Below are 22,511 nucleotides of genomic sequence, written 5' to 3'. Positions count from 1 at the left end.
CTTATGAAAAAACTACTCCACATACTTTTCGCACTGATTCTCCTCTCCGCAGCCGTTTCCTGCGCTACCGGCAGCCGTAGTGCCATGGGTGGCGAAGTGACAGGAGTAGGAGGCACTTCATGGACCGAACCCACACCTTACGGCATGGTGCTCGTATCAAGGGGCTCTGTCAAGATGGGACCCTCCAAAGCCGACTCCCTCTGGAACATCGAAGCTGACCCGCGCGGCGTGTCGGTCGATGCTTTTTGGATGGACGAAACAGAAATCACAAACTCGAAGTACAAGCAGTTCGTGTTCTGGGTACGTGACTCAATCATCCGCGAACGTCTCGCCGATCCGGCCTACGGTGGCAACGAGGAGTTCAAGATCGAGGAGGACCGCGAGGGCAATCCTATCACACCCCGTCTCAACTGGGCCAAACCCATTCCTTGGCGTAACGCCAACGAGGATGAGCAGCGCGCCATCGAGAGCCTTTACCGCACAAACCCTATCACAGGTGTGCGTGAACTTGATCCCGAACAGCTCAACTACCGCTACGAGATCTATGACCACACTGAGGCAGCCAAGCGCAAAAACCGCATGAATCCTGCCCGCAGGGAGTACAATACCGACAAGCCGACTCCCACCGCCGTGCCCATCATCTCGAAGGATACCGCCTATATCAACGATGAGGGCGAGATCATCCGCCAGACCATCACACGCGGTCTCACCGGTGATTTCGACTTTGTCAACACCTATATTGTCAACGTCTATCCCGACACCACCGCGTGGATCAATGACTTCGACAATGCTTACAACGAACCATACGTCCGTCTCTACTTCTCACACGGCGGCTACAATGACTATCCCGTCGTAGGTGTGAGCTGGGAGCAGGCCAATGCCTTCGCAAACTGGCGCACAGACTTCCTCCGCCGCTCGCTCGGCCGCGAGGGTGTCTATGTCGAGCCTTACCGTCTCCCGACCGAAGCCGAGTGGGAATACGCAGCCCGCGCAGGCAAAAGCGAGAACATGTATCCTTGGGACGGCGATCTGCCGCTGACGGAGGATCAAGGCTGCTTCTATGCCAATTTCAAACCGCAGGAAGGTAATTTCGTTCAGGACGGACAGCTCATCACCTCCCGTGTCGGTACCTATTCGCCAAATGATTTCGGTCTATATGACATGGCCGGTAACGTCAGCGAATGGACCTCGACCGCATTTACCGAGAGCGTAGGCAAATTAACCAGCGACCTCAACCCGGAATACCGCTACAATGCCGCTCAGGAAGATCCATACCGCATGAAGCGCAAGATCGTGCGCGGCGGCTCATGGAAAGATGTGGCCCACAATATTCGTTCCGACCTCCGTATGTGGGAGTATCAGAACGAACAGCGTTCCTACATCGGTTTCCGCTGCGTCCGTTCGCAGATCGGTTTTGCCAAAGGCACAAAGGCAAAGAAATAGTGCCTGAAACTTATTGACTCCACCTCAAATCACTTTATACCAAGCAGTCTTATGACACGTGACAAGATAAAAAACCGTATAAGCACCATCATGACATGGGAAGGGGGACAACGCCTCTTCAATTTCGCCTACAGTATAGGTGCGGCCATCGTCATCTGGGGTGCTCTTTTCAAGATCCTCCACCTCCCCGGAGGTAATACGCTCCTCTGTATCGGTATGGGTACGGAAGTCCTGATGTTCATCCTGACGGCTTTTGACCGTCCTCCCAAGGAATATCACTGGGAGGATGTGTTTCCCGAACTTGACGGACGTGAGGCCAACGGTCGTACCATCGGTGGCGGAGGGACAGTCATCGTCGGCAACAGCACGGCCAACGGACAGATGGCCGGAAGCAATCAGGCCATGCAGGCTGCCGGAATCCCCGCAGGGATAGATATCAGTGAAGCTGACCGCCTTTCGCTTTCCGAAAGCATAAAGCGCATGTCGGACGCGGCCGAACAGCTCTCAAAAATGGCGGAACTGACCACCGCCACTCAGGAATACCTCTCGCAGATGTCAGCTATCTCCTCGCAGATGGATCAGCTCCGTCAGACAACAGAGGCTCTCAATTCAGTGTCCTCCGTACTTCTTGACAGCTACCGTGCCATTACTGAGAACTCAGCTTCAATTACTGAAAATTCACGTAGCTACATCGAACGGATGGGTGACCTCAACCGTAATCTCGGCGGTCTCAACACCATCTATGAGATCCAGCTCAAGAGCGTATCGACCCAGCTTGAATCAATTGACCGCGTCAACCGCGGCATCAAAGATATCCGTGACATGTACGAGAAGAGTGCGTCACAGAGCGCACGCTACTGCGAGGAGACCGAGAAAATGGCCCGCTACATGCAGCAGCTCAATCATGTCTATGAAAAGATGCTCCACGCCATGACTGTCAACATGTATCGCCCGATGATGTCCGACATTCCCGGCGCGCAGTCGTCAGGCGCAGTCAACTGATCTCCGGTGCGTCTCCTGCACCACAAATCCCTTTTTTAACCAATCAGAATCCACATACACAGTATAAATGGCAGAATCCGTAGTCCGACTCTCACCGAGGCAGAAGATGATAAACCTTATGTATATCGTCCTCACGGCCATGCTTGCGCTCAACGTGTCAAGCGACGTGCTCGACGGTTTCGTACAGGTCGAGGACGGTCTTGCCCGGACCAACGCCTCAGTCGGACGCCGTAACGACGCTATATATTCCCAGCTTGAAGCTTTCACCCAACAGAACCCCGAAAAGGGTACTCCGTGGCTCACCAAGGCTTCCGATGTGCGCCGGCAGGCAGCCGACCTCTACTCACTCGTAGATTCCCTGAAACTTGCCATAGTCGTCAAGGCCGACGGACCGGATGGTAATCCCTCGGACATCAACCGCCGCGACGACCTCGAAGCAGCCGCAGTGGTCATGCTTTCGCCCGGATCGAATGGAGGCGCAGTCCTCCATGAAGCGATGGATTCCTACCGTGATTTCATCACGACCCTTATCCCCGACTCAGTCAAGCGCAACAGCATCAGCGAAGCCCTATCGACAGCACCATTCATGCGTCCCGGCACGGTCACGCCTCAGCTTTGGGAAGAAGCCAAATTTGAGAATCAACCTGTGGTTGCGGCCGTCACTCTACTCACCAAACTCCAGAACGATATCCGCTATGCCGAGGGTGAGGCCCTGACCAACCTCCTCGCAGCAGTCGATGCCGGTGATGTCCGCGTCAACGAGATAAATGCTTTCGTTATACCGCAATCGCGCATGGTCATGCGTGGCGGAAAATATAGTGCGAACATTGTACTCGCCGCCGTCGATACTACCGCGCGTCCGGAGATCTTTGTGGCCGGCAAGAAACTCTCCAACGATCAAGGTCTCTACGAGTTTGTCACCTCCTCCACAGGTACGTTTGACTACAACGGCTATCTCGAAGTGCCCCACGGCGACGGAACCTCTACCCGCCATCCGTTCTCATCGTCCTATACGGTCATGGAACCCACCGCAACCGTATCAGCTACAATGATGAACGTACTCTATGCCGGCATTGACAATCCCATGAGCATATCCGTTCCCGGTGTGCCGATGAATGCTGTGAACGCGACAATGACCAATGGAACTCTTACCCGCAAGGGTGACACTTGGATTGCACGTCCTGCCAAGGTCGGTGAGAATGTCACTATGACTGTAACGGCCACCATCGATGGCCGTCCGCAGACCGTGGCGACCTCTACTTTCCGCGTCCGCAAGCTTCCTGATCCCGTAGCTTTCATTTCCTACACAGGCTCGAACGGTGTAAAGGAACGCTACAAGGGTGGCAAACCTATCTCAAAGACACTCCTCACCTCTGCACCCGGAATTGATGCTGCGATCGACGACGATATGCTCAACATCGATTTTCAGGTCCTTGGATTTGAGACCGTATTTTTTGACCAGATGGGCAATGCCATACCTGAAGTGTCACAAGGCCCGAACTTTTCTCAGCGTCAGAAAGACCAGTTCAAACGTCTCTCACGTGGCAAACGGTTCTATATTTCCCGCATCCGCGCTAAAGGTCCCGACGGGATCGAGCGCGTCCTGAGTCCGGTTGAAGTAATCGTCAACTGACCTTCTCTCAATATAAGATTTCTAAGGATTTAATCCACACTATATCATCCGTAATGAAGAAGTTTCTCCTTACCGCCATAGCCGTCATGATCTCGGCAGCAGCTTTTGCTCAGGAATCGAGTTCAAGCAGCGTCGTGCGTCGCCGCTCGGCCGACGACCGCAACGCGTCAAAATCCACCTCCGGTGTGACCCAGCGTATGCAGTCTCACTTCGAGGACACTCCAGTCAGCGACTCCGAACTTCAGTGGATGCGCGTGATCTACCGTGAACTTGACCTTATGAAGGATTCTAATTCCGCGCTTTACTATCCCGACGAACCCATCGACGGACAGGAGAACCTCTTCCGTATCATCCTCGGACGCATGGCAGCCAACGAACTTGGTGCATACGAGTATCTTGACGGACGCGAGATGTTCACGGACGCTTACAAGGTCAATATGCGCGATGTCCTCGACCGCTTCCACATACTCTACACTGATGCCAAGGGTTCGACCGAACGTAACCCCCGTTTCGTGATTGAGGAGGCTGATGTTCCCGCTTCTGAAATCCTGAGTTACTACGTAATCGAACGTTGGGAATTCGACAAACGTCAGAACCGTATGCGCACACGCATCGAGGCCATCTGCCCTGTTCTTCACCGTTCGGGCGATTTCGGTGGTGAAGCCGTGAAATATCCGATGTTCTGGGTGAAATATGATGACCTACGTCCCTATCTCACCACGCAGAACATCTTTATCAACGATGACAACAACCTTGCATCATGTACCTACGACGATTTCTTCCAGATGGGCCTCTACAATGGCGACATCTACAAGACCCGCAACATGAGAAACCGTTCACTCATGCAGATGCATCAGGATCCCGATGAGCTTGCCCATGCAAGAGACAGCATACAGAAGCGTCTCGACAGTTTTGAGGAGAAACTATGGGTACCGTCGCTTGAAGAGCTTGCAGCACGCCGTGAGGCCGCTGAGAAGGCCGATATGGCATCTGCAGATACAGCTGCTGCAGAAAGTCCGACAGGCGAGAGCATCGACAATGCTTCCGCCACTCCGACCGTACGCTCAGCACGTTCCAAACGCGGGCAGACAAAGTCGTCATCTGCATCAAAAAACAAACCGGCAAAAGTCAAGAAAGCCAAAGCCCCCAAGGCTTCTTCATCATCGGCCGTGCGCTCAGTCCGCAACCGTCGCCGTTGATACCAGCCTTCTCTCTCCATTCATCATATTACATCCCTCCCGATATTCATCACATACGGCTCAGATCTTAACGAAATAGCATAATGAGCCGTAACCCATCGCTCTCCCGTCACAGGTAGGAACGTCATCTCCAAACAAAAGACCTTTCTCACAGCTTGCTAATCTTAGGGTTTGATGACATTCCTCCGCTGACGGGAGAGTTTGCGTTACATAAAGTTCTTAAATCCTATCGAAATAGCTGAATCAAGCCATCTGATAGGCCTCATCACTCTGATGACTCTGATTCCTCGTCGTACTTCTGAAAAAGAAAATCATTGTAAGGAAAACGCGAAAGATGGATCTCCTTCGCACGCTCATAGAGCATGTGCTTGAGCTCATCGATATTCGTACCCTTCTTCGCTGATATAAACACGCAGTCGTGAGGCATCTTGGCCATCCACATGCGCTCCAGATCCTCAAGCGATATATTTTCCCGCGTCTCAGGTGTCAGATCATTCTCATCCTTCGGGGTATAAGTAAAGGCATCGATCTTGTTGAACACCATGATCATCGGCTTGTCCGCACCGTTGCACACCTCGCGCAGAGTCTTATCGACAACCTCTATCTGCTCCTCGAAATTCGGATGTGAGATATCGACCACGTGCACGAGCAGATCCGCCTCACGCACCTCGTCGAGCGTCGATTTGAACGAATCCACGAGATGGGTAGGGAGCTTGCGGATGAACCCGACGGTATCCGTGAGCAGGAAGGGAAGATTGTCGATAATCACTTTACGGACAGTAGTGTCAAGCGTCGCAAAAAGCTTATTTTCGGCAAATACATCGCTCTTGCTGAGCACATTCATAAGGGTTGATTTACCTGCATTCGTATAGCCCACGAGGGCCACACGCGTCAGCTTACCTCGGTTCTTACGCTGCACGGCCTTCTGCTTGTCGATATCGCGCAACTGCTCTTTAAGCCATGATATGCGGTTGAGGATAATACGGCGGTCAGTCTCTATCTGCGTCTCACCCGGACCACGCATACCGATACCGCCTCGCTGACGTTCGAGGTGGGTCCACATCCTTGTCAGTCGCGGAAGCAGATATTGATACTGCGCGAGCTCAACCTGCGTCTTTGCATTGGCCGTACGCGCACGCTTTGCGAAAATGTCAAGGATAAGACTTGTTCTGTCGAGGATCTTGACTTTCAGTTCGCGCTCGATGTTCAGCACCTGCTTTGAGCTAAGGTCATCATCGAAGATAGCCATACCTATGTCATTGTCCTCGATATATGCACGTATTTCGTCCAGCTTACCTTTACCGACAAACGTGCGCGGGTTAGCATACGGGAGTTTCTGCATGAAAATCTTGACTGTCTCCGCCCCGGCCGTATCGGCGAGAAATGCAAGTTCGTCAAGATATTCCTTGGCCTTAGCCTCATTCTGCTGTTCGGTGATGAGCCCGACGAGCACTGCCCGCTCAGTCACCTCCTCATTGAGTATCTGATCTATCATATCTTTTTCTGAATCTCTTTTATTGATGATTATATTATTGACAATTGCAGCTTTTCAGCCCTGATTATCAATCGTTTTCCAATTTCATATATGGCCTCTGCGCACTGAAAGGACGCGATCGGTACAAGCCCGTCAGACGAGCCCCACACAAAGATAACAAATTTCCCTGAAAAAGAGTGCTCTCTTTCAGGGAATAAAGTTTCAATTTTTTAGCAGCATAGACCGGCGGTTTCATACAGTCCGCGCCGATATTGATGTCAGCCAAGCTGCTATTGCTGTTCGCTGCTTCCGGTCCATTTCGGGAGAGTGAAGATATATTCGAGACCGCCCTCCGAGCGATTGTGGACAGAAATAGTACCGCCGAGTGAAACTATTGTACTCTTGACGATCGGCAGACCGAGTCCCGTACCACCCATCTTGCGCGAACGGCCGGTATCGACACGATAGAACCGCTCGAAGAGATGAGCCAGATGCTCTTCGCCGACACCGTTTCCGTTGTCGTAGAAATTGAACACATAGAACCGCTCGTTTTCCGAGATCATGTTCATTCCGATCTCCGTGCCTCCCGAATAAAGCGCGGCATTCTTTATCAGGCCGCACACCATTCCTTGAAGCAGTCCATAGTTACCGAGCACCTCACATTCAAGCGGGATATCGAAGTGAAACTCCAAGTTGCCTGCAAGGTTATTGGCAGGAAGATCATACTCGATCTGATACACGAGGTCATGCATATTCACGCAATCCACCGCTATCATATCCGCACCGTTCTCCAGTCGGGTCATGGTCGAGACATCGTTGAGAAGCGTGGTCAGACGTTCCACATTCGAAAGCATACGTTCGAGGAATCTCGTGCGTGTCTCGGCATCCATATCCGGATCCGCAAGGATCGACTCAAGATAACCGCGGATGATACCTACCGGTGTCTTGATCTCATGGTTGATATTGTTGGTCATCTGCCGCGACATCTTGGCCTTCTCCTCTATCGCGTGGATGGAGACCTTTCGCTCGCGTTGTATGGCCTCCATAGCCTTGTTACGCTCGTGATAGAACTTCAGGATTTCGCGGGAGATCTCGCCAAGCTCATTGTTCGGAAACTCATAGTCCGTCTTCACATTACCGCCGGCAGCGGCATTGTTGGCAAAGTCTCTGAGCAAGCGGATGTTGCGCGACAGCTGCTTTGTGGCTAAATAGGCCACTATAAGCGTGACGATCAGAGCCGCGACAATTATAAGCCACACCGTGTCGTCAATATCGATGGCATCATGGACATGCTCACTGTAAGGCATCGCCGTACACACCTCCACCCTCTGGTCGTCACTCCTGACCTTGGAGAAGAAGAACACCTGATCCTCGTCACGTCCGACCAGACGTTCGCCATCGTTTTCATAAGTGTTTCCATGAGAGAGATTATGCGTCCGCAACACATCCACCTCTTCCAGCTCCCTCGGAATTGGTGCGCCGAGCGAATAGTACAGACGTCCGTCACGATAGACGCTCACACGGACACCATCAAAGAGCGAACCCTTGAAGAACTGCTGGATGAAAGACAGAAACGAACGAAGATTGACATCATCACGATAAGCCTCAAGAATGCGGTTATCGATTATGTCAAGTTCGGCATTGAACACTTTGGCCCTATAGTCGGCCTCCCTCTTATACTGATAGAAGATTATGAGACCGAATACGATACATAGAGCTGTCGCTATCGGCAGGAACAGTCGCCACTGATAGCTAATCCTTCTCTTTGAAACCATAGCCGAAACCTAAGCGAGTCTCGATGTTATTTCCGTAATTCCCGATCTTCTTGCGCAAACGCGTGATGTTGGTATCGATCGTGCGGTTGGTGACCACCACATCGTCGGCCCAGACATGGCGGATGATCTCCTCGCGTGAGTAGATGCGGTTACGATGGGTGAGGAAGAAAGCCAGAATCTCAAATTCAGTCTTTGTGAGAGCGACCTTCTCGCCGTCAAGATAACACACCTTGTCGTTGGGATCAATGCGCAGACCCTGATAGATTATCTGGGGTTCGAGTCCGTCGTCAGCAACGGCGGGAGCAGCCTCACGCGCACGGCGTGCGAGCTGTGTGCGACGCAACACGGCGTTGACCCTCGCTATCATCTCGCTGATCTTGAATGGCTTTGTGATATAGTCGTCAGCACCGATATTCAGACCCATGACCGTATCATCCTCGCCGTTCAGAGCCGAACAGAATATGATAGGCACATCTTCCATCTCTGTTGAATTGCGCAGACGCTTGGCAAAATCAAAACCGCTCAGGCGTTCCATCATAATATCGACTATAAAAAGATCGTAAGGAGTAAGATCCATTTCAAGTGCTTCCTCCGCACTGTAGGCCGTATCGACCTGATAGCCCTCTTTCTGAAGATTGTATTTCAGAATCTCGCAGATTGATTCTTCATCATCAATTACTAAAAGGCGGGTACTCATGTTACTCTATATATGTTTGATTCCGGTTAGCGGGCTCAGAACTTATTTTCAGACATTTTGGGCTGCAATTGTTCTGAAATCCCTAAATAGTTTCTTTTGAGTCGCTAAATTACTGCATTTTTCCGAGGTCTCATGTTAACTTATGTTAAATCAATATTCTCCTTGAACTTTTCTTTTTACCGGCGGTTATAAAAGCAAAGTTACTATTATTTGCACTGTGTTTTCATGGTATTAGATTTAAGGTTAAAGAACTTACAGGCTGTCGCGATGACAGCCTTTTGTTCTTTTTATACATACCATATACTGAATACTCATTTTCCAGCACCACAAGAAATCACAGCAGACACTCACCGTCAACTCCCCCCGATCAAGCATAGATCCACTCCTCCCCTAACAATGACGAAACTTTTTTTCAAAAAAATTTCTCTCCCCCTCGAACCTTTTCAAACCCGCCCGTGTTATATAGTCAAAGTTACTATTATTTGCACTGTGTTTTCATGGTATTAGATTTAAGGTTAAAGAACTTATAGGCTGTCGCGATGACAGCCTTTTGTTCTTTTTATACACTCCTTATACTGAATACTCATTTTTCCCGCACCACACAAGAAATCACAGCAGACACCCGCCGTCAATTCTCCCCGATCAAGCATAAATCTACTCCTCCCCTAACAATGATGAAACTTTTTTTCAAAAAAATTTCTCTCCCCCTCGAACCTTTTCAAACCCGCCCGTGTTATATAGTCAAAGTTACTATTATTTGCACTGTGTTTTCATGGTATTAGATTTAAGGTTAAAGAACTTATAGGCTGTCGCGATGACAGCCTTTTGTTCTTTTTATACACTCCTTATACTGAATACTCATTTTTCCCGCACCACACAAGAAATCACAGCAGACACCCGCCGTCAATTCCCCACGATCAAGCATAGATCCACTCCTCCCCTAACAATGACGAAACTTTTTTTTCAAAAAAATTTCTCTCCTCCTCGAACCTTTTTTGATCCCCCCGTGTTATATAGACAAAGTTACTATTATTTGCACTGTGTTTTCATGGTATTAGATTTAAGGTTAAAAGAACTTACAGGCTGTCGCGATGACAGCCTTTGTTCTTTTTATGCTATTGTGCATTCTCATCAGCCAGAACCTTATCCTCAGCAAAAAAATATTCACTAAAACAAGAAAGCCATTCCGATATTGCTATCGAAATGGCTTTTGGCTTGTGACTCATACAGGATTCAAACCTGTAACCTTCTGATCCGTAGTCAGATGCTCTATTCAGTTGAGCTAATGAGCCGTTTTGTGAGTGCAAAATTACAGCTTATATCCGAATACACCAAATTTTTTGCCCACTTTTTTTGATTCCCACCCAATTTTTATTCAATTTTCATTCAATCCGCTTAATTTAGGACTTTCTTGCATGGCCTTTCAATGCTGTTGAAGCTCTCAATACATCATATCCTTTTCAATTGTGCGCAAGAATATCTCTCGCAACCGCCGACTCTCCGTTACGCCCGATAACCCGGTCTGCCTTTGCTAAAACCTCAGGCATCGCATTGGCAACGGCCACAGCCTCATCCGCCACTTCAAACATCGGCAGGTCGTTGAGATTGTCACCATAGACGGTAACCTTTTCAGCTCCAATGCGATCGGCGAGCCAACGTATGGCCTTGGCTTTGCTGACATCCGCACCGAACACCTCTATATTTGCAACATCATGATTGAAAATGTCGCGGTAACACGACACTGACAACCCGTCAATTACTTTCAGTCGTTCTGCAACGGCTTCAATCCGCCGGGCCTCGCCTACAGCAAACATCAGTATCGAGCCGCCCGGAGGCACAGCAAGCTCCCGGCTATCGCCAAGCACGAACCTCTTGCCTTCAAGATGACGGCGTTCCTGATAGAATCGCTCCTCTTGACGGTTCATTTCCCGTCGATGATACACGTTAAGTCTATCCGTTCCGTCAAGCACATATATGAAAGGATCTACCTCCGTCTCATCAAACACCGACTTTACAGCCGCTGCCACTCCCTCTTCCAAGAAAACCGGATTGATGTAGCGTCGGCGTTCACGATCCCACAGCGCGGCACCGGTCATGACTATGGCAGGAACAATCGTCACAATCCCCCGGAGCAACACATCAACAGTGGCAGGCGTCCGGGCCGTAGCCACCGTCACCGGGACCCCGCGACGCGATAGCGACGTTATGATCTCAGCACTCTCCTCGCTCACCCGGCTGTCAGGGCCGAGCAGCGTACCGTCCATATCACTCACATAGAGGTGTTTAGTCAGATCCATCGTATTTACATATATTTTATATAACAATACCTTATAACAGAAAATACCGTGATAGGTTTAAATCAGTCCGTATGCAAAGTTACAACAATCCGCTGACAAAAGTCAGATTTCTTAATTACACCGCCATCGAAATGTGAATAGTCATCTCAAATAGATTTGTTCACCAGTCATGAACGCATTTTAGAATACTTTTTAATCTATTTCACGCATTTTTGGCTAAAAATAGTTAAATAGGTTATGAATATGATTACCGTTCCAATTATAATTCGTACATTTGCATGTGTGTTTTTCATAGTATTAGATTAAGATAAAGGTTTAAAAAGGAAAGAGGATGTCGGGAGACATCTTCTTTTTTATTATACTATCCGCATGATAACCAGACTATTAGCCGAGCACACGACAATAGACCTACGCAACTGCCACGACGGTCATCCTGCCACAGGCAAGTCCTCACTAAAAAACGATAATTTTTTAAGAAAGATAAACTAAAAAAAGTTGCATTTCGCTTACATATATTTTAATTTTGCGCCCGAATATTCACAATTTTTCGAGCATAGAACTAAAATGAAAAATCTTGACCTTATCCTCGCTGAAAAGCTTCTAAAAATCAGTGCCATAAAGCTTCAGCCTGAAAACCCCTTCACTTGGGCTTCCGGCTGGAACTCACCAATCTACACTGACAACCGCAAGACTCTCTCCTACCCCGATGTCCGCAACTTCATCAAGGTCGAGCTTACCCGCATAATCCTCGAAAATTTCGGTGATGTCGATGCCATCGCAGGTGTAGCCACGGGAGCTATAGCTCAGGGAGCACTCGTTTCCGACACAATCGGCCTCCCCTACGTTTATGTCCGTTCCACTCCCAAGGACCACGGCCTTGAAAACCTCATCGAAGGTGACCTTCGCCCCGGTCAGAAAGTAGTGGTCATCGAGGATCTCGTATCGACTGGCGGTAGCAGCCTCAAGGCAGTTGAAGCCATCCGCAATGCCGGATGCGAAGTTATCGGCATGGTAGCGATATTCAGCTACGAGTTCCCGGTAGCCGTGAAACGCTTCAAGGACGCCAACGTCAAGCTCATCACCCTCTCCAACTACTCGGCCCTCATCAACGCTGCTCTTGAGACCGGCTTCATCCGCGAAAGCGACGTCGCCACGCTCAAGGAATGGCGCAAGGATCCTTCACTCTGGACCCCGAGCAAGCCTGAAGTCGGTGAATAATCCCGCATAAGCTCACATTTTTATCCCCACACATAAAGAGCCACCTGTCCGCCCGCCGCATCCGGAACGGACCGGTGGCTTTTCACTCGAAACTACGCAATCAGAAACAGTTCAACAACTATAAAAACATCATTATGGCAACTTACAGCGGTAAACCCGTGACCCTCCCCCGCCCCATCGGCGTGGTATATGAAAAGGTGGCTGACCTCAGCCAGTATCAGGATCTCGTCAATCAGCTCCCCGAAGAGCAGCGCGAACGCCTCAACGGTGTCGAATTTGACGGCGACGGCATCCGCATGGAAGCCCCCGCGATCGGACAACTCGTATTCCGTATCTCCGAACGTGTCCCGACAAGCCGTGTAAGCTTCTCGGCTGAAGGCTGTCCCGTACCCCTCACCCTGTCAGTAAATCTCAAGGAGGCATCAGCTGACTCCACTACCATCACCCCCTCTATCAAGATCGAAATCCCCCCGATGCTCCGTCCCTTCATCGGCAATAAGATTCAGGAAGCAGCCGACAAGTTCGGTGATGTCTTCACCTCGATCTTCAAATAGTCAGACGCCCGGATTCCAAACAGACTTACATCTACTATATGCCTACACTATCTCTCCTGTCACGCATGGCTGCACCGCTACTTGCCGGTATGATCATGCTCGCAACCGCCTCATGCGAGTCGGTCGATGACGACCGCATCCCCTACGCCGAAGTCCATCTTACGTTCCATACCGTCGGTGACTGGAACATCTACGGCGTACAGGGGGCGGCCGCGTCAGCGCGCTCCTATATCTTCAATTCCAAAGAACGCGTACCCTCTGACTTTCCTTACACCACACTTGACCGTACCGGTTATGGTGGCCTCCTGCTCGTCACCGACATCCTCGGCGACCTCCACGCCTATGATCTCGCCTGTCCATACGAATGTCGGCCCAACATCCGTGTCACTATCCCCGCCGACGAACTGTTTGCCCGCTGTCCGTCATGCGGAAGCACCTTTGACATATTCCAGAACCGTGGCAACCCCATGACCGGCCCGGCTCAGGAACGCGGCTACGCGCTCAAACGCTACTCCGTCACCTCCGGCGGCGCAACCGAATATCGCGTCGTCACACGCTGACACCTCCCGCACCCGCACGACGGTAACCAAATGCCACGTCCTCACACGCTGACTCCTCCCGCACCGCCATGCCCACACGACGCAATCATCTGGTTTGTAGGGACGCGGCGTGCCGCGTATGCCGAATAGAATACATCCTAACCCATACAAACAATGCCATATCAATACCGTAAATCCCCACGGGCAGATTGGTTTGAATACAACGAGGGCATTTATTTCATAACCATCTGCACAACAGACAAACGTCATTATTTTGGCCATATTACGGATGGAAAAATGTATTTATCCCCAATCGGCAAATACCTTCTTGATGAATTACAGAACCCATCGACACACCATCCGCATATCCGGATCGAAAGTTTTGTCGTAATGCCCAATCATTTGCACGCAATAGTCATAGTAGCATCAAACACAGGTGATACCGCAGAACTCACGCCCTCCAACCGGATGCTAAAATCATTGGCTCAAAAACAGCGGCCGGTTTTATCCCGATATATCGGAAGTTTGAAAAGTGCCGTCACAAAATACGCACATAGCATCGGTTGTGAATTCACATGGCAAGAACGCTTCCACGACCATATTATCCGGGGATTAGATGACTGGCAAAGAATAACAGAATACATCGAGCACAACATCGAAAACTGGGGAAAAGATTGTTTTAACGAGTAATCAGCTGGTTCATAACAATTTGAATTTGATCACATGATTGAATACAATTGCAAGGTATATTTCAATTACAATTGCAAGACGTATTACAATTACATGATGTATTTCAATCACAATTGCATGATGTATTTCAATCACAATTGCACGATGTATTTCAATCACAATTGCACGATGTATTTCAATCGGCATACGCGGCACGCCGCGTCCCTACAAACATTTTCATCCCGACAAAAATTCGTCACCATACAACAATAAAAAACATCAGGCATTTGTATTCAATCAAATGCCTGATGTTTTTTTATTTGGCATACGCGGCACGCCGCGGCACCAGTCTATATCTGCTGATTACTTGTTGATGAACTTCTTGCCATTCTGGATAAGGATACCCTTGTATTCCTTAGTCACGCGCTGACCAAGTACATTGTAGATGGGAGCGTCAGCGTCGAGTTCGTCGTTAGCGATGATGTTATCGATAGCAGAGTCACCGGCGGGAGTGAATTCGAAGCCACCGAAACCAACCTGAGTATTCTTGTTGAATATATAGTAAGTCTCGTTAGCAGCAGCATCGAAAGTAAGATATACCCAAGCAGCCTGATTACCTGCACCTACAACGTAAGCATCACTACCCTCGCTATCCTTGGGAGCGATGTTGTCTTGGAAACGGGGATATCCAAATAACGGGCTATCTTCAGGGGTCTCGTTATTAGCGTCATTATTCTGACCGTTGATGTAACCGGAAGCAATAACTTCTGAACCGAGAGCAAGAGCCTTAGCGTCGCTTGCCTTAACGACATAGATGTCACGGCTACCCTTGTTGATCCACACGTTAACCTTCATAGAACCGGCAACATCAGCCTTTAAGGTAATGTATGTACCATTTCCGGGCAGACCTGCAGAGCCATCAGGATTGTAGTATGCATCCACCCAATAAGCACGATATTCACCTGTACCTTCGCCGTCAGTCATGATTTCTTCCCATGTAACTTTTGAAAGATTGACAGGATTACCCTTACCCTGAACATAGTAGAAAGGAGCGACAGCATCGCTTTCAGGCTTGCAGAGAGCCTTAATCTGAAGTGCTCCCCATGAATTATCAACCTTAGGCTCTAACGGGGTAGTCTTTCCATTAATGTAATCAGCGATCGGTCCAGAAACGTGAGTACCGGTAACGTTTGCGGTAGAAAATTCCACAACAGAAGCCTTGTTAGGATCCTCGTTAGCTACATAAATGTCCTTGAGAGTACCATCGGCATTAGCAACTGACCAAGTCTGGGTCTGTGCATTTGCACACCATGCCATTGAAGCAACAGCAACAAGAGTAAAGATTTTCTTCATAAACAATGAAATTGTTAAGATTGGGATTTATGATAAAATATGGTTATTGTCCTTTTGATTATTTGCCGACATTATAAAATCCGACAACACAAATCATCTATCGCGGGCAAAATTACAAAAATATTTTAATATCAAACAACTTTAACATAGTTATTTTCGTAATCTCCGCGAATTATTACGACATAATGGAAATATTCTTCTACCGAGAGGGGCTTATTGTACTGACTACACTTTCACCGCCCGACCGTCAGAGATTCTCCAATCGGCCGGTGGTCGAGTCCATAATATAGCCGGCCACACGCACATCCTTGGCCATCAGCGGATGGTTGCGTATCAGATCCACGGTCTCCCTTACAGCGTCAGCCGTGTCGGTGAAACCGTGAAGCCAGCTGTTGAGATCTATGCCGCAGTGACGCATGAGCGAGATATGCTCCTCATCGATTCCGCGCTCACGCATCAGATGGAGCATCTCCTCCGCATCCATTCCCTGCACGCCGCAACCTGTATGACCGATCACCATAACCTCGTTGACACCGAGTTCATAGACAGCCACGAGGAGTGAGCGCATGGTCGAGTCAAACGGATTGGTTATCGTGCCTCCCGCATTCTTGATCATCTTAACATCACCGTTCTTGATGCCGAGGGCGGCCGGCAGAAGCTCGACGAGACGAGTGTCCATACAGGTAACTATCGCTATCTTCTTGTCGGGATACTTCGATGTCTCGAAACGGCGATAGCCCTCCGAGGCAACAAACTCACGGTTATGCTTGAGGATTTCGTCAATCATAGCTTACGACGTATTGATTACACTATAATAATTATGGTAAGAATAATTATGGTAAGAATAATTATGGTAAGAATGTCTATCGTCAGAATGCCGCCGACTTCATGGTGAGACCGGTGGTCTCCTGAAGTCCGAAAAGCAGGTTCATGGTATGGACAGCGTTTCCGGCACCACCCTTGAGCAGATTGTCGATCACGGCGGTGATCATCAGCTTGCCGTCGATCTTGTCAAGATGGATGATACACTTGTTGGTGTTGATCACATCCTTCAGATCGGGGATCTTCGAGGTGATGAACGTGAAATTATGGTCAGCGAAGTAGTCGCTGTAAATCTTGATGATTTCCGGGAGCTCAAGCGCGCAGTCGAGATAGCTGACAGCCATGATGCCGCGCGAGAAGCAACCGCGCATCGGGAGCATGTGGATCTTCGAATTGAAGCTCTGCTGCACGGCCTTGATGGTCTGCAGGATCTCCGGCATCTGCGTATGGGTGAAGGGACGATACACCACCATATTGTCGTTGCGCCACGCATAATGGGTGGTCGGACGATGCTCCGCACCCTCACTGGTCGCGCCGGTGATCACAGTGGTGTGGATGTCGGAATTGAGCAGCAGATTCTTTGCCAAGGGCATGAGCGAAAGCTCGACAGCCATGGCGACACAACCCGGATTGGCCACGTGGAGAGCACCGCGCACCATAGGCTTGCGGTTAAGCTCCGAAAGGCCATAGACAAAATCATGCGTCCCGTCCTCGATGCGGTGATCGCGCGCGAGGTCGATGATCTTCAGGTTCTCCGGGATGGTGTGGGTCTCGATGAACTCACGCGTCTTTCCGGCCGGACGGCAGCAGAAGAGCACATCTATGTTCTTGAGATCGAAATTACTTGAAAAGTTCATGTCGATCTCGCCGTGGAGTCCCTGATGGACATCGACGATGCGCTGACCGCCGACCGTGCGTGAATGAACCCACTTGAGTTCGACGTCAGGATGATTTATGAGTATGCGGATGAGCTCGCCTGCGGCGTAGCCCGAACCTCCGATAATGCCAACTTTGATCATGGTATGGTTTGAGTCAGGTAGGTGGGGAGATAATGTTGCTTATTCTTTGGTTTTGAGCTTCCGGAATGTTTATTTGGCTTCCGGAAGCTTGATGGTTTCGATTCCCTTACGGATGCGGCGGACAGTCTCGTCGCGTCCGATAAGTTCGGTGATGTCGAAGATATGCGGGCCCTTGCACTCGCCGACGAGGGTGAGGCGGAAGGCGTTCATGACGTTGCCGAGATGGTAGCCCTTGGCAGCTACCCAGTCGAGCACGACGGGCTCTGCGGCCTTCGAGCCGAAATCGGGGAGCGATTCGAGCACACCGATGAGTTCGGTGAGTATGGCGGGGGTATCCTCCTTCCAGCGTTTCTTGATATCCTTCTCTGCGTAGGTCTCCGGAGCTACGAAGAAGAATTTCGCCTGATCCCAGAGCTCGGCCACGAAGTTGACACGTCCCTTGACGAGTCCGACCACGCGGGCAATGTAATCGTCGCTATAGGCGGTGTCATCCACGCCGTGAGCCTTGAGGATGGGACGGAACATGGCCGCAAGCTCCGCGTCGGGTGTGGTCTGGATATATTCGTGGTTGAACCAACGGCCCTTGTCGAAAGCGAACTTCGCTCCAGAGCGTGAGCAGTGGTCAAACGAGAATTTCTCGATAAGTTCATCCATCGACATGATCTCCGTATCGTCGCCGGGATTCCAGCCGAGGAGGGCGAGGAAGTTGATCACGGCCTCAGGCAGATAGCCCGACTCGCGGTAACCGGCCGAGACAGCTCCCGTCTTGGGATCGGTCCATTCGAGGGGGAACACGGGGAAGCCGAGGCGGTCGCCGTCGCGCTTCGAGAGCTTGCCCTTGCCGTCGGGTTTGAGCAGGAGGGGGAGGTGGACAAACTCCGGACGGGTGTCAGCCCAGCCGAATGCCTCGTAAAGGAGGAAATGGAGAGGTGCTGACGGAAGCCACTCCTCACCGCGGATCACATGGGTCACCTCCATGAGGTGGTCATCGACGATATTTGCCAGATGGTAGGTGGGCAGGTCGTCCGCGCTCTTGTAGAGCACCTTGTCGTCGAGGATTGACGAATTGATGGTCACCTTGCCGCGGAGCAGGTCGTTGACCTCCACGTCGCGTCCCGGTTCGATAAGGAAACGGACCACGTAGGGAGTACCTGCGTCGATCAGAGCCTTCACCTCTTCGGCGGGGAGCGAGAGGGAGTTGCGCATGTTCATGCGTGTCGATGCGTCATACTGGAAGTTGGGGGTTGCCGCGCGGGCAGCCTCAAGCTCCTCAGGAGTGTCAAACGCGATGTAGGCGCGTCCGGCATCGAGAAGTTTCTTCACATATTCGCGGTAGATGTCGCGGCGTTCGCTCTGCTTGTAAGGGCCGTAGGCACCACCTTGGCGCACACCCTCGTCAATCTTGATTCCGAGCCATTCGAGCGACTCGTTGATATAGTCCTCCGCTCCGGGGACGAAACGGTTTGAATCTGTGTCCTCGATACGGAGTATCATATCGCCGCCGTTACGGCGGGCAAAAAGATAGTTGAACAAGGCGGTGCGCACTCCGCCGATATGAAGAGGCCCTGTGGGGGATGGGGCAAAACGTACTCTGACTTTGCGGTCCATGTCTGATTAATATATATTTGATATGTTTTGACAGCAAAATTAAGAATTTTTTTGCGAGATGCAAAAAGCCGGAGCGGGAGTTCTTTGATAATTATTGGAAAAGTCGTAAATTTGTCAACGGAAACAATAAAAAGAACCAACTAAAAGACCGACCCTTGGATATGGAGACTTCACAGCCCTACGTGCCCGAACCGGCCATCCGCCGTCTGCCGTGGTATCTTGCCTGTGTGTCGCGTCTGAGAGCTGAAGGAGTGGAATATGTGTCATCGACCGCCATATCTCATCAGCTCAACGTCGATGCCTCGCAGATCGCCAAGGATCTGTCATATCTCAACATCAAGGGCAAGACCCGCATCGGCTACGAGGTCCGCGAGCTTGAGCGCGGCCTTCTCGACTTCCTCGGCTTCCACCGCGAGCACAACGCCGTGATGATGGGTGTCGGCAGCCTCGGCGCGGCACTCATGGCTGACTCCGGTCTGTCGCGCTACGGTCTCAACATCGTGGCCGGTTTCGACGTTAGCCCCGACGTCGTGGGGACTGCTCCCGGAGGCAAACCCATCTACCATATCTCCGAACTCGCCTCGCGCATCCGCGAGCTCGACGCCGAGATCGCGGTCATAGCCGTCCCGGTCGAAAGCGCGGCAAGCGTGGCGCAGATGTGTGTCGATGCAGGCATAAAGGCCCTCTGGAACTTCACTCCCTTCCATATCAAGACGACTCCCGCCGTGGCCATCCAGAACACTTCGATCTATGCCCATCTGGCGGTGATGTACAACCGCATGCCACGATGAAGACAATCCGTATCCTATCCCTTCACCCTACCCTCGACATCGATATCCATCCCGACTCGGCCCTGCTGCTCCCCGGCCGTCCCTTCTTCATGCCCGAATGGGGCGAAGGATGGACCGCACAAATCCACCCTGCCCTGAAGATCGGGCGTCTCGGTAAGAACATAGCTCCTAAATTCGCCTCGCGCTATTACGACGGCCTTACCCTCGCCCTGCGCGTCACCCTCCCCGACGGAAATCATTCGCAGGGACTGCTCTCAGGCATGGACTCCACGCTCATCATCGGCGAATGGATGGACGCAGCCTGCGCGGACAGTGGCCTGAAGGTCAGCGTCGCCTCATCAGCCCCCGACGGCTGTTCAGTAGCCGAAACCGTTGACGTAACGCCCCTGCGCTCCGTGGCCGACGAAATTATAGCCGGGGTGAGCGAATACATGACCCTCAAGATGGGCGACGTGATCTTGCTTCCTCCGGTCGGCCCGTCGCTCCCTCTTAACGAAGGCGCGCGCATCGACATCCTTGCCGACACGCGCTCCATTGTAACTCTTCGTGTAGTCTGATTCTTTATGTCAGACTGAATGGTTCTTTAAACTCAACCGATTTTCATTTATCCGGGAAGGACACGCTTATTCGGGAACAGCGCGATGATCGCAAGTCCGATCACGAGGATACATGCCGCCATATTGGCAACAATCCCCCGGACTTCTTCATTGCCGGGATACTTCCCCAAGACAATCATTGCAGCGAGCCAAAGCAGGACAGTAACCGATTCAAACAGCGAAAAACGCCTATCACTGAAAAAACCGGCTACACCTACGGATTTCATGCACATAAAGCCGCTTATCAGCATCATGACCACGAAAACCGTCATGCATATATTGAATGCCGTGTAAGCGAAACCGGCTGCACTGGCCAACACCCCGGTCCATATTCCAGCGAACAGACACAAATTGAAGGTCCGCTTTTCAGAAAAAAGTCTAACTAATTCGTCCATAAATTCGATAGTTTATAATACAAATTCAACAATACGTGATGCTGCTATGGCCTATGCCCTGCACTTCTGCGACGCACCACCATACCTGTACATCAGTTGGAGCACGAAATCTATGCCTACCAACACAATGCCGGTGACAAAAAGCGGAAACCACTGTCCGGCCATCTCACCGTAGAGAGCCACGGAACCTCCGAGGATAAGCACATCAAAAATCAGGTCGCCAACCGGCTTGCCACCGCCTACCCTCTGTTCCGGAGAATACTTCTTAGAGCATTTACCGATGGTGACTATAAGCAGCAACGCCGCGATAACAAAAAACGCCACTCCGGCAATGGCCTTGACGGGATAGGCAATAACTGCCGCTACCACAAAGAACGCCACAAGCCCGAACCAATTAAGGTAGCTTAATATTTTTCTTACCATATCCATAACTTTTACATTTTTATAGGTTCTCTTTTGCAAAGATAATGATTATGCGGTAATTAAAGGTGTCTTTAGCCACTCTATTTTCACGTTTCCGCACAAAATCACTCTTTCGGGTGATTCCAACACGCCAAATCGTTATTATTCGCGTCCGATTACTACCGATTTTTCGTTTTTCCGACCCTGAAAACAAAAATCGCATCACAATACTTGCCACAAACATACATATTCGTTATTTTTGTGGACCTATATATCAAAAGCCTAAATCTAACTTCATGATGCATCCCTCCAACGATAGTCACCCCAACACTCCCAACCTTGAAATGATCTCAGACATCATCTCACGCGTCAGCAATCTATTCTATGAAACGATGTTTGTCGTTGATGTCAATGACGGGAGCCTCGCATATTTCTCTCCGAAGTCAGGCCTTGCAAAAATCATACTTGCAGAAGAAAGTGGCATTCCGGATCTATCACAATTGACATATATATTAGGAAAGGTTAAGACCGACAACTTTCAGCTGATACTCAAAGCGATCAGACAATATTGCAACAAGGTAGATCCCGGACAGCATAAAAATCTACTTTTCATATCAGACACGCCATTACATATCAGTAATTTGCGCCACAGCACGTTCACTGTGAAATTCACACCTTTCTCCGAAGATGGCAATGGTTCGCTGAAATATCTACTATGTTCCCTCAGTCTTTCATCGGGAACACATCCTGAGACATTACAGACATTAAACACGATTACTTCCGAACGAGACTATTATGACTTTTCCACAAAAAACTGGAAAAGATTCTGCTCTACCCTACTATCAGAAATCGAAAGGCATGTACTTTCCCTCTCCGCCGAGGGGCTGTCAGTGCCGGAGATTTCCGAGATAGTCTGGCGGGCACAAGATTCAGTTAAATCCATTAGAAAACGTATATTCGAAAAATTAGGAGTCGCCAACATCACGGAAGCTATAATTTACGCCACTAATTACAAGATAATTTAG

Annotated in this window: 21 protein-coding genes and 1 tRNA gene; 11 read left to right on the top strand and 11 right to left on the bottom strand. The window is 50.2% G+C overall.

Going from position 1 to position 22,511, the window contains the following annotated elements:
- The first annotated feature begins 3 nt into the window (after window positions 1-3).
- From K2G41_RS09175 to gldN, 4 genes are all read left to right on the top strand, one after another.
- Window positions 4-1,443 carry an SUMF1/EgtB/PvdO family nonheme iron enzyme gene (locus K2G41_RS09175; protein ID WP_300117545.1) on the top strand — a complete coding sequence of 480 codons (1,440 nt, stop codon included), beginning with the start codon at window positions 4-6 and terminating at the stop codon, window positions 1,441-1,443.
- Between the two features lie 51 nt (window positions 1,444-1,494).
- The gene (gene gldL, locus K2G41_RS09170; protein WP_300117543.1) at window positions 1,495-2,445 is read left to right on the top strand and encodes a gliding motility protein GldL; all 951 of its coding nucleotides are present in this window, start codon (window positions 1,495-1,497) and stop codon (window positions 2,443-2,445) included.
- Window positions 2,446-2,512: 67 nt separating this feature from the next.
- Window positions 2,513-4,078 carry a gliding motility protein GldM gene (gene gldM, locus K2G41_RS09165; RefSeq protein ID WP_300117541.1) on the top strand — a complete coding sequence of 522 codons (1,566 nt, stop codon included), beginning with the start codon at window positions 2,513-2,515 and terminating at the stop codon, window positions 4,076-4,078.
- A 53-nt stretch (window positions 4,079-4,131) separates the two neighbouring features.
- Entirely contained in the window at window positions 4,132-5,277 is a 1,146-nt protein-coding gene (gldN, locus tag K2G41_RS09160; RefSeq protein WP_300117539.1) for a gliding motility protein GldN, read from the top strand.
- 265 nt (window positions 5,278-5,542) lie between these two features.
- Here the strand turns inward: gldN and hflX are convergent, their stop codons facing one another.
- The 5 genes from hflX to K2G41_RS09135 form a co-directional block, all read right to left on the bottom strand.
- A complete protein-coding gene (gene hflX, locus K2G41_RS09155) occupies window positions 5,543-6,772 on the bottom strand; it encodes a GTPase HflX (RefSeq protein ID WP_300117537.1) in 1,230 nt (409 codons plus the stop codon).
- A gap of 269 nt (window positions 6,773-7,041) precedes the next feature.
- The gene (locus tag K2G41_RS09150) at window positions 7,042-8,526 is read right to left on the bottom strand and encodes a HAMP domain-containing sensor histidine kinase (RefSeq protein ID WP_300117535.1); all 1,485 of its coding nucleotides are present in this window, start codon (window positions 8,524-8,526) and stop codon (window positions 7,042-7,044) included.
- On the bottom strand, window positions 8,504-9,223 hold the full coding sequence (locus K2G41_RS09145; protein WP_300117533.1) for a response regulator transcription factor: 720 nt from the start codon (window positions 9,221-9,223) through the stop codon (window positions 8,504-8,506). Before K2G41_RS09145 ends, K2G41_RS09150 begins: the two co-directional genes overlap by 23 nt.
- A 1,218-nt stretch (window positions 9,224-10,441) precedes the next feature.
- Window positions 10,442-10,515, bottom strand: a tRNA-Arg gene (locus tag K2G41_RS09140).
- 168 nt (window positions 10,516-10,683) lie between these two features.
- Window positions 10,684-11,520, bottom strand: coding sequence for an HAD family hydrolase (locus tag K2G41_RS09135; protein WP_300117531.1), 837 nt, complete (start codon window positions 11,518-11,520; stop codon window positions 10,684-10,686).
- Between the two features lie 564 nt (window positions 11,521-12,084).
- Here K2G41_RS09135 and pyrE point away from each other — a divergent pair.
- The 4 genes from pyrE (at window position 12,085) to K2G41_RS09115 (ending at window position 14,521) form a co-directional block, all read left to right on the top strand.
- Window positions 12,085-12,738 (top strand): orotate phosphoribosyltransferase, encoded by a 654-nt coding sequence (gene pyrE, locus K2G41_RS09130; RefSeq protein WP_300117529.1) that lies wholly within the window; start codon window positions 12,085-12,087, stop codon window positions 12,736-12,738.
- 134 nt (window positions 12,739-12,872) lie between these two features.
- A complete protein-coding gene (locus K2G41_RS09125) occupies window positions 12,873-13,292 on the top strand; it encodes an SRPBCC family protein (RefSeq protein ID WP_300117527.1) in 420 nt (139 codons plus the stop codon).
- A gap of 38 nt (window positions 13,293-13,330) precedes the next feature.
- Window positions 13,331-13,852, top strand: a complete 522-nt coding sequence (locus tag K2G41_RS09120; RefSeq protein ID WP_300117525.1) for a hypothetical protein — start codon at window positions 13,331-13,333, stop codon at window positions 13,850-13,852.
- Window positions 13,853-14,005: 153 nt separating this feature from the next.
- A complete protein-coding gene (locus K2G41_RS09115) occupies window positions 14,006-14,521 on the top strand; it encodes a transposase (RefSeq protein WP_300117523.1) in 516 nt (171 codons plus the stop codon).
- Window positions 14,522-14,863: 342 nt separating this feature from the next.
- Here the strand turns inward: K2G41_RS09115 and K2G41_RS09110 are convergent, their stop codons facing one another.
- The 4 genes from K2G41_RS09110 to gltX all read right to left on the bottom strand — a co-directional run bounded on the left by K2G41_RS09110 (window position 14,864) and on the right by gltX (window position 19,302).
- Entirely contained in the window at window positions 14,864-15,853 is a 990-nt protein-coding gene (locus K2G41_RS09110; RefSeq protein WP_300117521.1) for a hypothetical protein, read from the bottom strand.
- Window positions 15,854-16,100: 247 nt separating this feature from the next.
- The gene (locus tag K2G41_RS09105; protein ID WP_300117519.1) at window positions 16,101-16,640 is read right to left on the bottom strand and encodes a carbonic anhydrase; all 540 of its coding nucleotides are present in this window, start codon (window positions 16,638-16,640) and stop codon (window positions 16,101-16,103) included.
- 82 nt (window positions 16,641-16,722) lie between these two features.
- The gene (argC, locus tag K2G41_RS09100) at window positions 16,723-17,694 is read right to left on the bottom strand and encodes an N-acetyl-gamma-glutamyl-phosphate reductase (protein ID WP_300117517.1); all 972 of its coding nucleotides are present in this window, start codon (window positions 17,692-17,694) and stop codon (window positions 16,723-16,725) included.
- A gap of 69 nt (window positions 17,695-17,763) precedes the next feature.
- The gene (gene gltX / locus K2G41_RS09095) at window positions 17,764-19,302 is read right to left on the bottom strand and encodes a glutamate--tRNA ligase (protein WP_300117515.1); all 1,539 of its coding nucleotides are present in this window, start codon (window positions 19,300-19,302) and stop codon (window positions 17,764-17,766) included.
- Window positions 19,303-19,463: 161 nt separating this feature from the next.
- On the opposite strand from gltX, the gene K2G41_RS09090 reads away from it, so the two are divergent.
- On the top strand, window positions 19,464-20,093 hold the full coding sequence (locus K2G41_RS09090; protein ID WP_300117513.1) for a redox-sensing transcriptional repressor Rex: 630 nt from the start codon (window positions 19,464-19,466) through the stop codon (window positions 20,091-20,093).
- Window positions 20,090-20,650: a fumarylacetoacetate hydrolase family protein gene (locus K2G41_RS09085; protein WP_300117512.1), complete on the top strand. Its 561-nt coding sequence runs from the start codon at window positions 20,090-20,092 to the stop codon at window positions 20,648-20,650. Before K2G41_RS09090 ends, K2G41_RS09085 begins: the two co-directional genes overlap by 4 nt.
- Window positions 20,651-20,697: 47 nt before the next feature.
- On the opposite strand, the gene K2G41_RS09080 is transcribed toward K2G41_RS09085, so the two are convergent.
- Together K2G41_RS09080 and K2G41_RS09075 are read right to left on the bottom strand one after the other, a co-directional pair.
- Window positions 20,698-21,084 carry a hypothetical protein gene (locus K2G41_RS09080; RefSeq protein ID WP_300117510.1) on the bottom strand — a complete coding sequence of 129 codons (387 nt, stop codon included), beginning with the start codon at window positions 21,082-21,084 and terminating at the stop codon, window positions 20,698-20,700.
- A 51-nt stretch (window positions 21,085-21,135) separates the two neighbouring features.
- Window positions 21,136-21,507, bottom strand: coding sequence for a hypothetical protein (locus K2G41_RS09075; protein WP_300117508.1), 372 nt, complete (start codon window positions 21,505-21,507; stop codon window positions 21,136-21,138).
- Between the two features lie 116 nt (window positions 21,508-21,623).
- On the opposite strand from K2G41_RS09075, the gene K2G41_RS09070 reads away from it, so the two are divergent.
- Window positions 21,624-22,511 carry a helix-turn-helix transcriptional regulator gene (locus tag K2G41_RS09070; RefSeq protein ID WP_300117506.1) on the top strand — a complete coding sequence of 296 codons (888 nt, stop codon included), beginning with the start codon at window positions 21,624-21,626 and terminating at the stop codon, window positions 22,509-22,511.

This window comes from Duncaniella sp., from assembly GCF_029056165.1.
Classification (GTDB): domain Bacteria; phylum Bacteroidota; class Bacteroidia; order Bacteroidales; family Muribaculaceae; genus Duncaniella.
This window is presented reverse-complemented; position numbering and strand designations above follow the sequence as displayed.

Excerpts from the sequence above, each read along its gene's own strand:
- K2G41_RS09175 (WP_300117545.1), top strand. The coding sequence starts at position 4 with ATGAAAAAACTACTCCACATACTTTTCGCACTGATTCTCCTCTCCGCA.
- gldL (WP_300117543.1), top strand. The coding sequence starts at position 1,495 with ATGACACGTGACAAGATAAAAAACCGTATAAGCACCATCATGACATGG.
- gldM (WP_300117541.1), top strand. The coding sequence starts at position 2,513 with ATGGCAGAATCCGTAGTCCGACTCTCACCGAGGCAGAAGATGATAAAC.
- gldN (WP_300117539.1), top strand. The coding sequence starts at position 4,132 with ATGAAGAAGTTTCTCCTTACCGCCATAGCCGTCATGATCTCGGCAGCA.
- hflX (WP_300117537.1), bottom strand. The coding sequence starts at position 6,772 with ATGATAGATCAGATACTCAATGAGGAGGTGACTGAGCGGGCAGTGCTC.
- K2G41_RS09150 (WP_300117535.1), bottom strand. The coding sequence starts at position 8,526 with ATGGTTTCAAAGAGAAGGATTAGCTATCAGTGGCGACTGTTCCTGCCG.
- K2G41_RS09145 (WP_300117533.1), bottom strand. The coding sequence starts at position 9,223 with ATGAGTACCCGCCTTTTAGTAATTGATGATGAAGAATCAATCTGCGAG.
- K2G41_RS09135 (WP_300117531.1), bottom strand. The coding sequence starts at position 11,520 with ATGGATCTGACTAAACACCTCTATGTGAGTGATATGGACGGTACGCTG.
- pyrE (WP_300117529.1), top strand. The coding sequence starts at position 12,085 with ATGAAAAATCTTGACCTTATCCTCGCTGAAAAGCTTCTAAAAATCAGT.
- K2G41_RS09125 (WP_300117527.1), top strand. The coding sequence starts at position 12,873 with ATGGCAACTTACAGCGGTAAACCCGTGACCCTCCCCCGCCCCATCGGC.
- K2G41_RS09120 (WP_300117525.1), top strand. The coding sequence starts at position 13,331 with ATGCCTACACTATCTCTCCTGTCACGCATGGCTGCACCGCTACTTGCC.
- K2G41_RS09115 (WP_300117523.1), top strand. The coding sequence starts at position 14,006 with ATGCCATATCAATACCGTAAATCCCCACGGGCAGATTGGTTTGAATAC.
- K2G41_RS09110 (WP_300117521.1), bottom strand. The coding sequence starts at position 15,853 with ATGAAGAAAATCTTTACTCTTGTTGCTGTTGCTTCAATGGCATGGTGT.
- K2G41_RS09105 (WP_300117519.1), bottom strand. The coding sequence starts at position 16,640 with ATGATTGACGAAATCCTCAAGCATAACCGTGAGTTTGTTGCCTCGGAG.
- argC (WP_300117517.1), bottom strand. The coding sequence starts at position 17,694 with ATGATCAAAGTTGGCATTATCGGAGGTTCGGGCTACGCCGCAGGCGAG.
- gltX (WP_300117515.1), bottom strand. The coding sequence starts at position 19,302 with ATGGACCGCAAAGTCAGAGTACGTTTTGCCCCATCCCCCACAGGGCCT.
- K2G41_RS09090 (WP_300117513.1), top strand. The coding sequence starts at position 19,464 with ATGGAGACTTCACAGCCCTACGTGCCCGAACCGGCCATCCGCCGTCTG.
- K2G41_RS09085 (WP_300117512.1), top strand. The coding sequence starts at position 20,090 with ATGAAGACAATCCGTATCCTATCCCTTCACCCTACCCTCGACATCGAT.
- K2G41_RS09080 (WP_300117510.1), bottom strand. The coding sequence starts at position 21,084 with ATGGACGAATTAGTTAGACTTTTTTCTGAAAAGCGGACCTTCAATTTG.
- K2G41_RS09075 (WP_300117508.1), bottom strand. The coding sequence starts at position 21,507 with ATGGTAAGAAAAATATTAAGCTACCTTAATTGGTTCGGGCTTGTGGCG.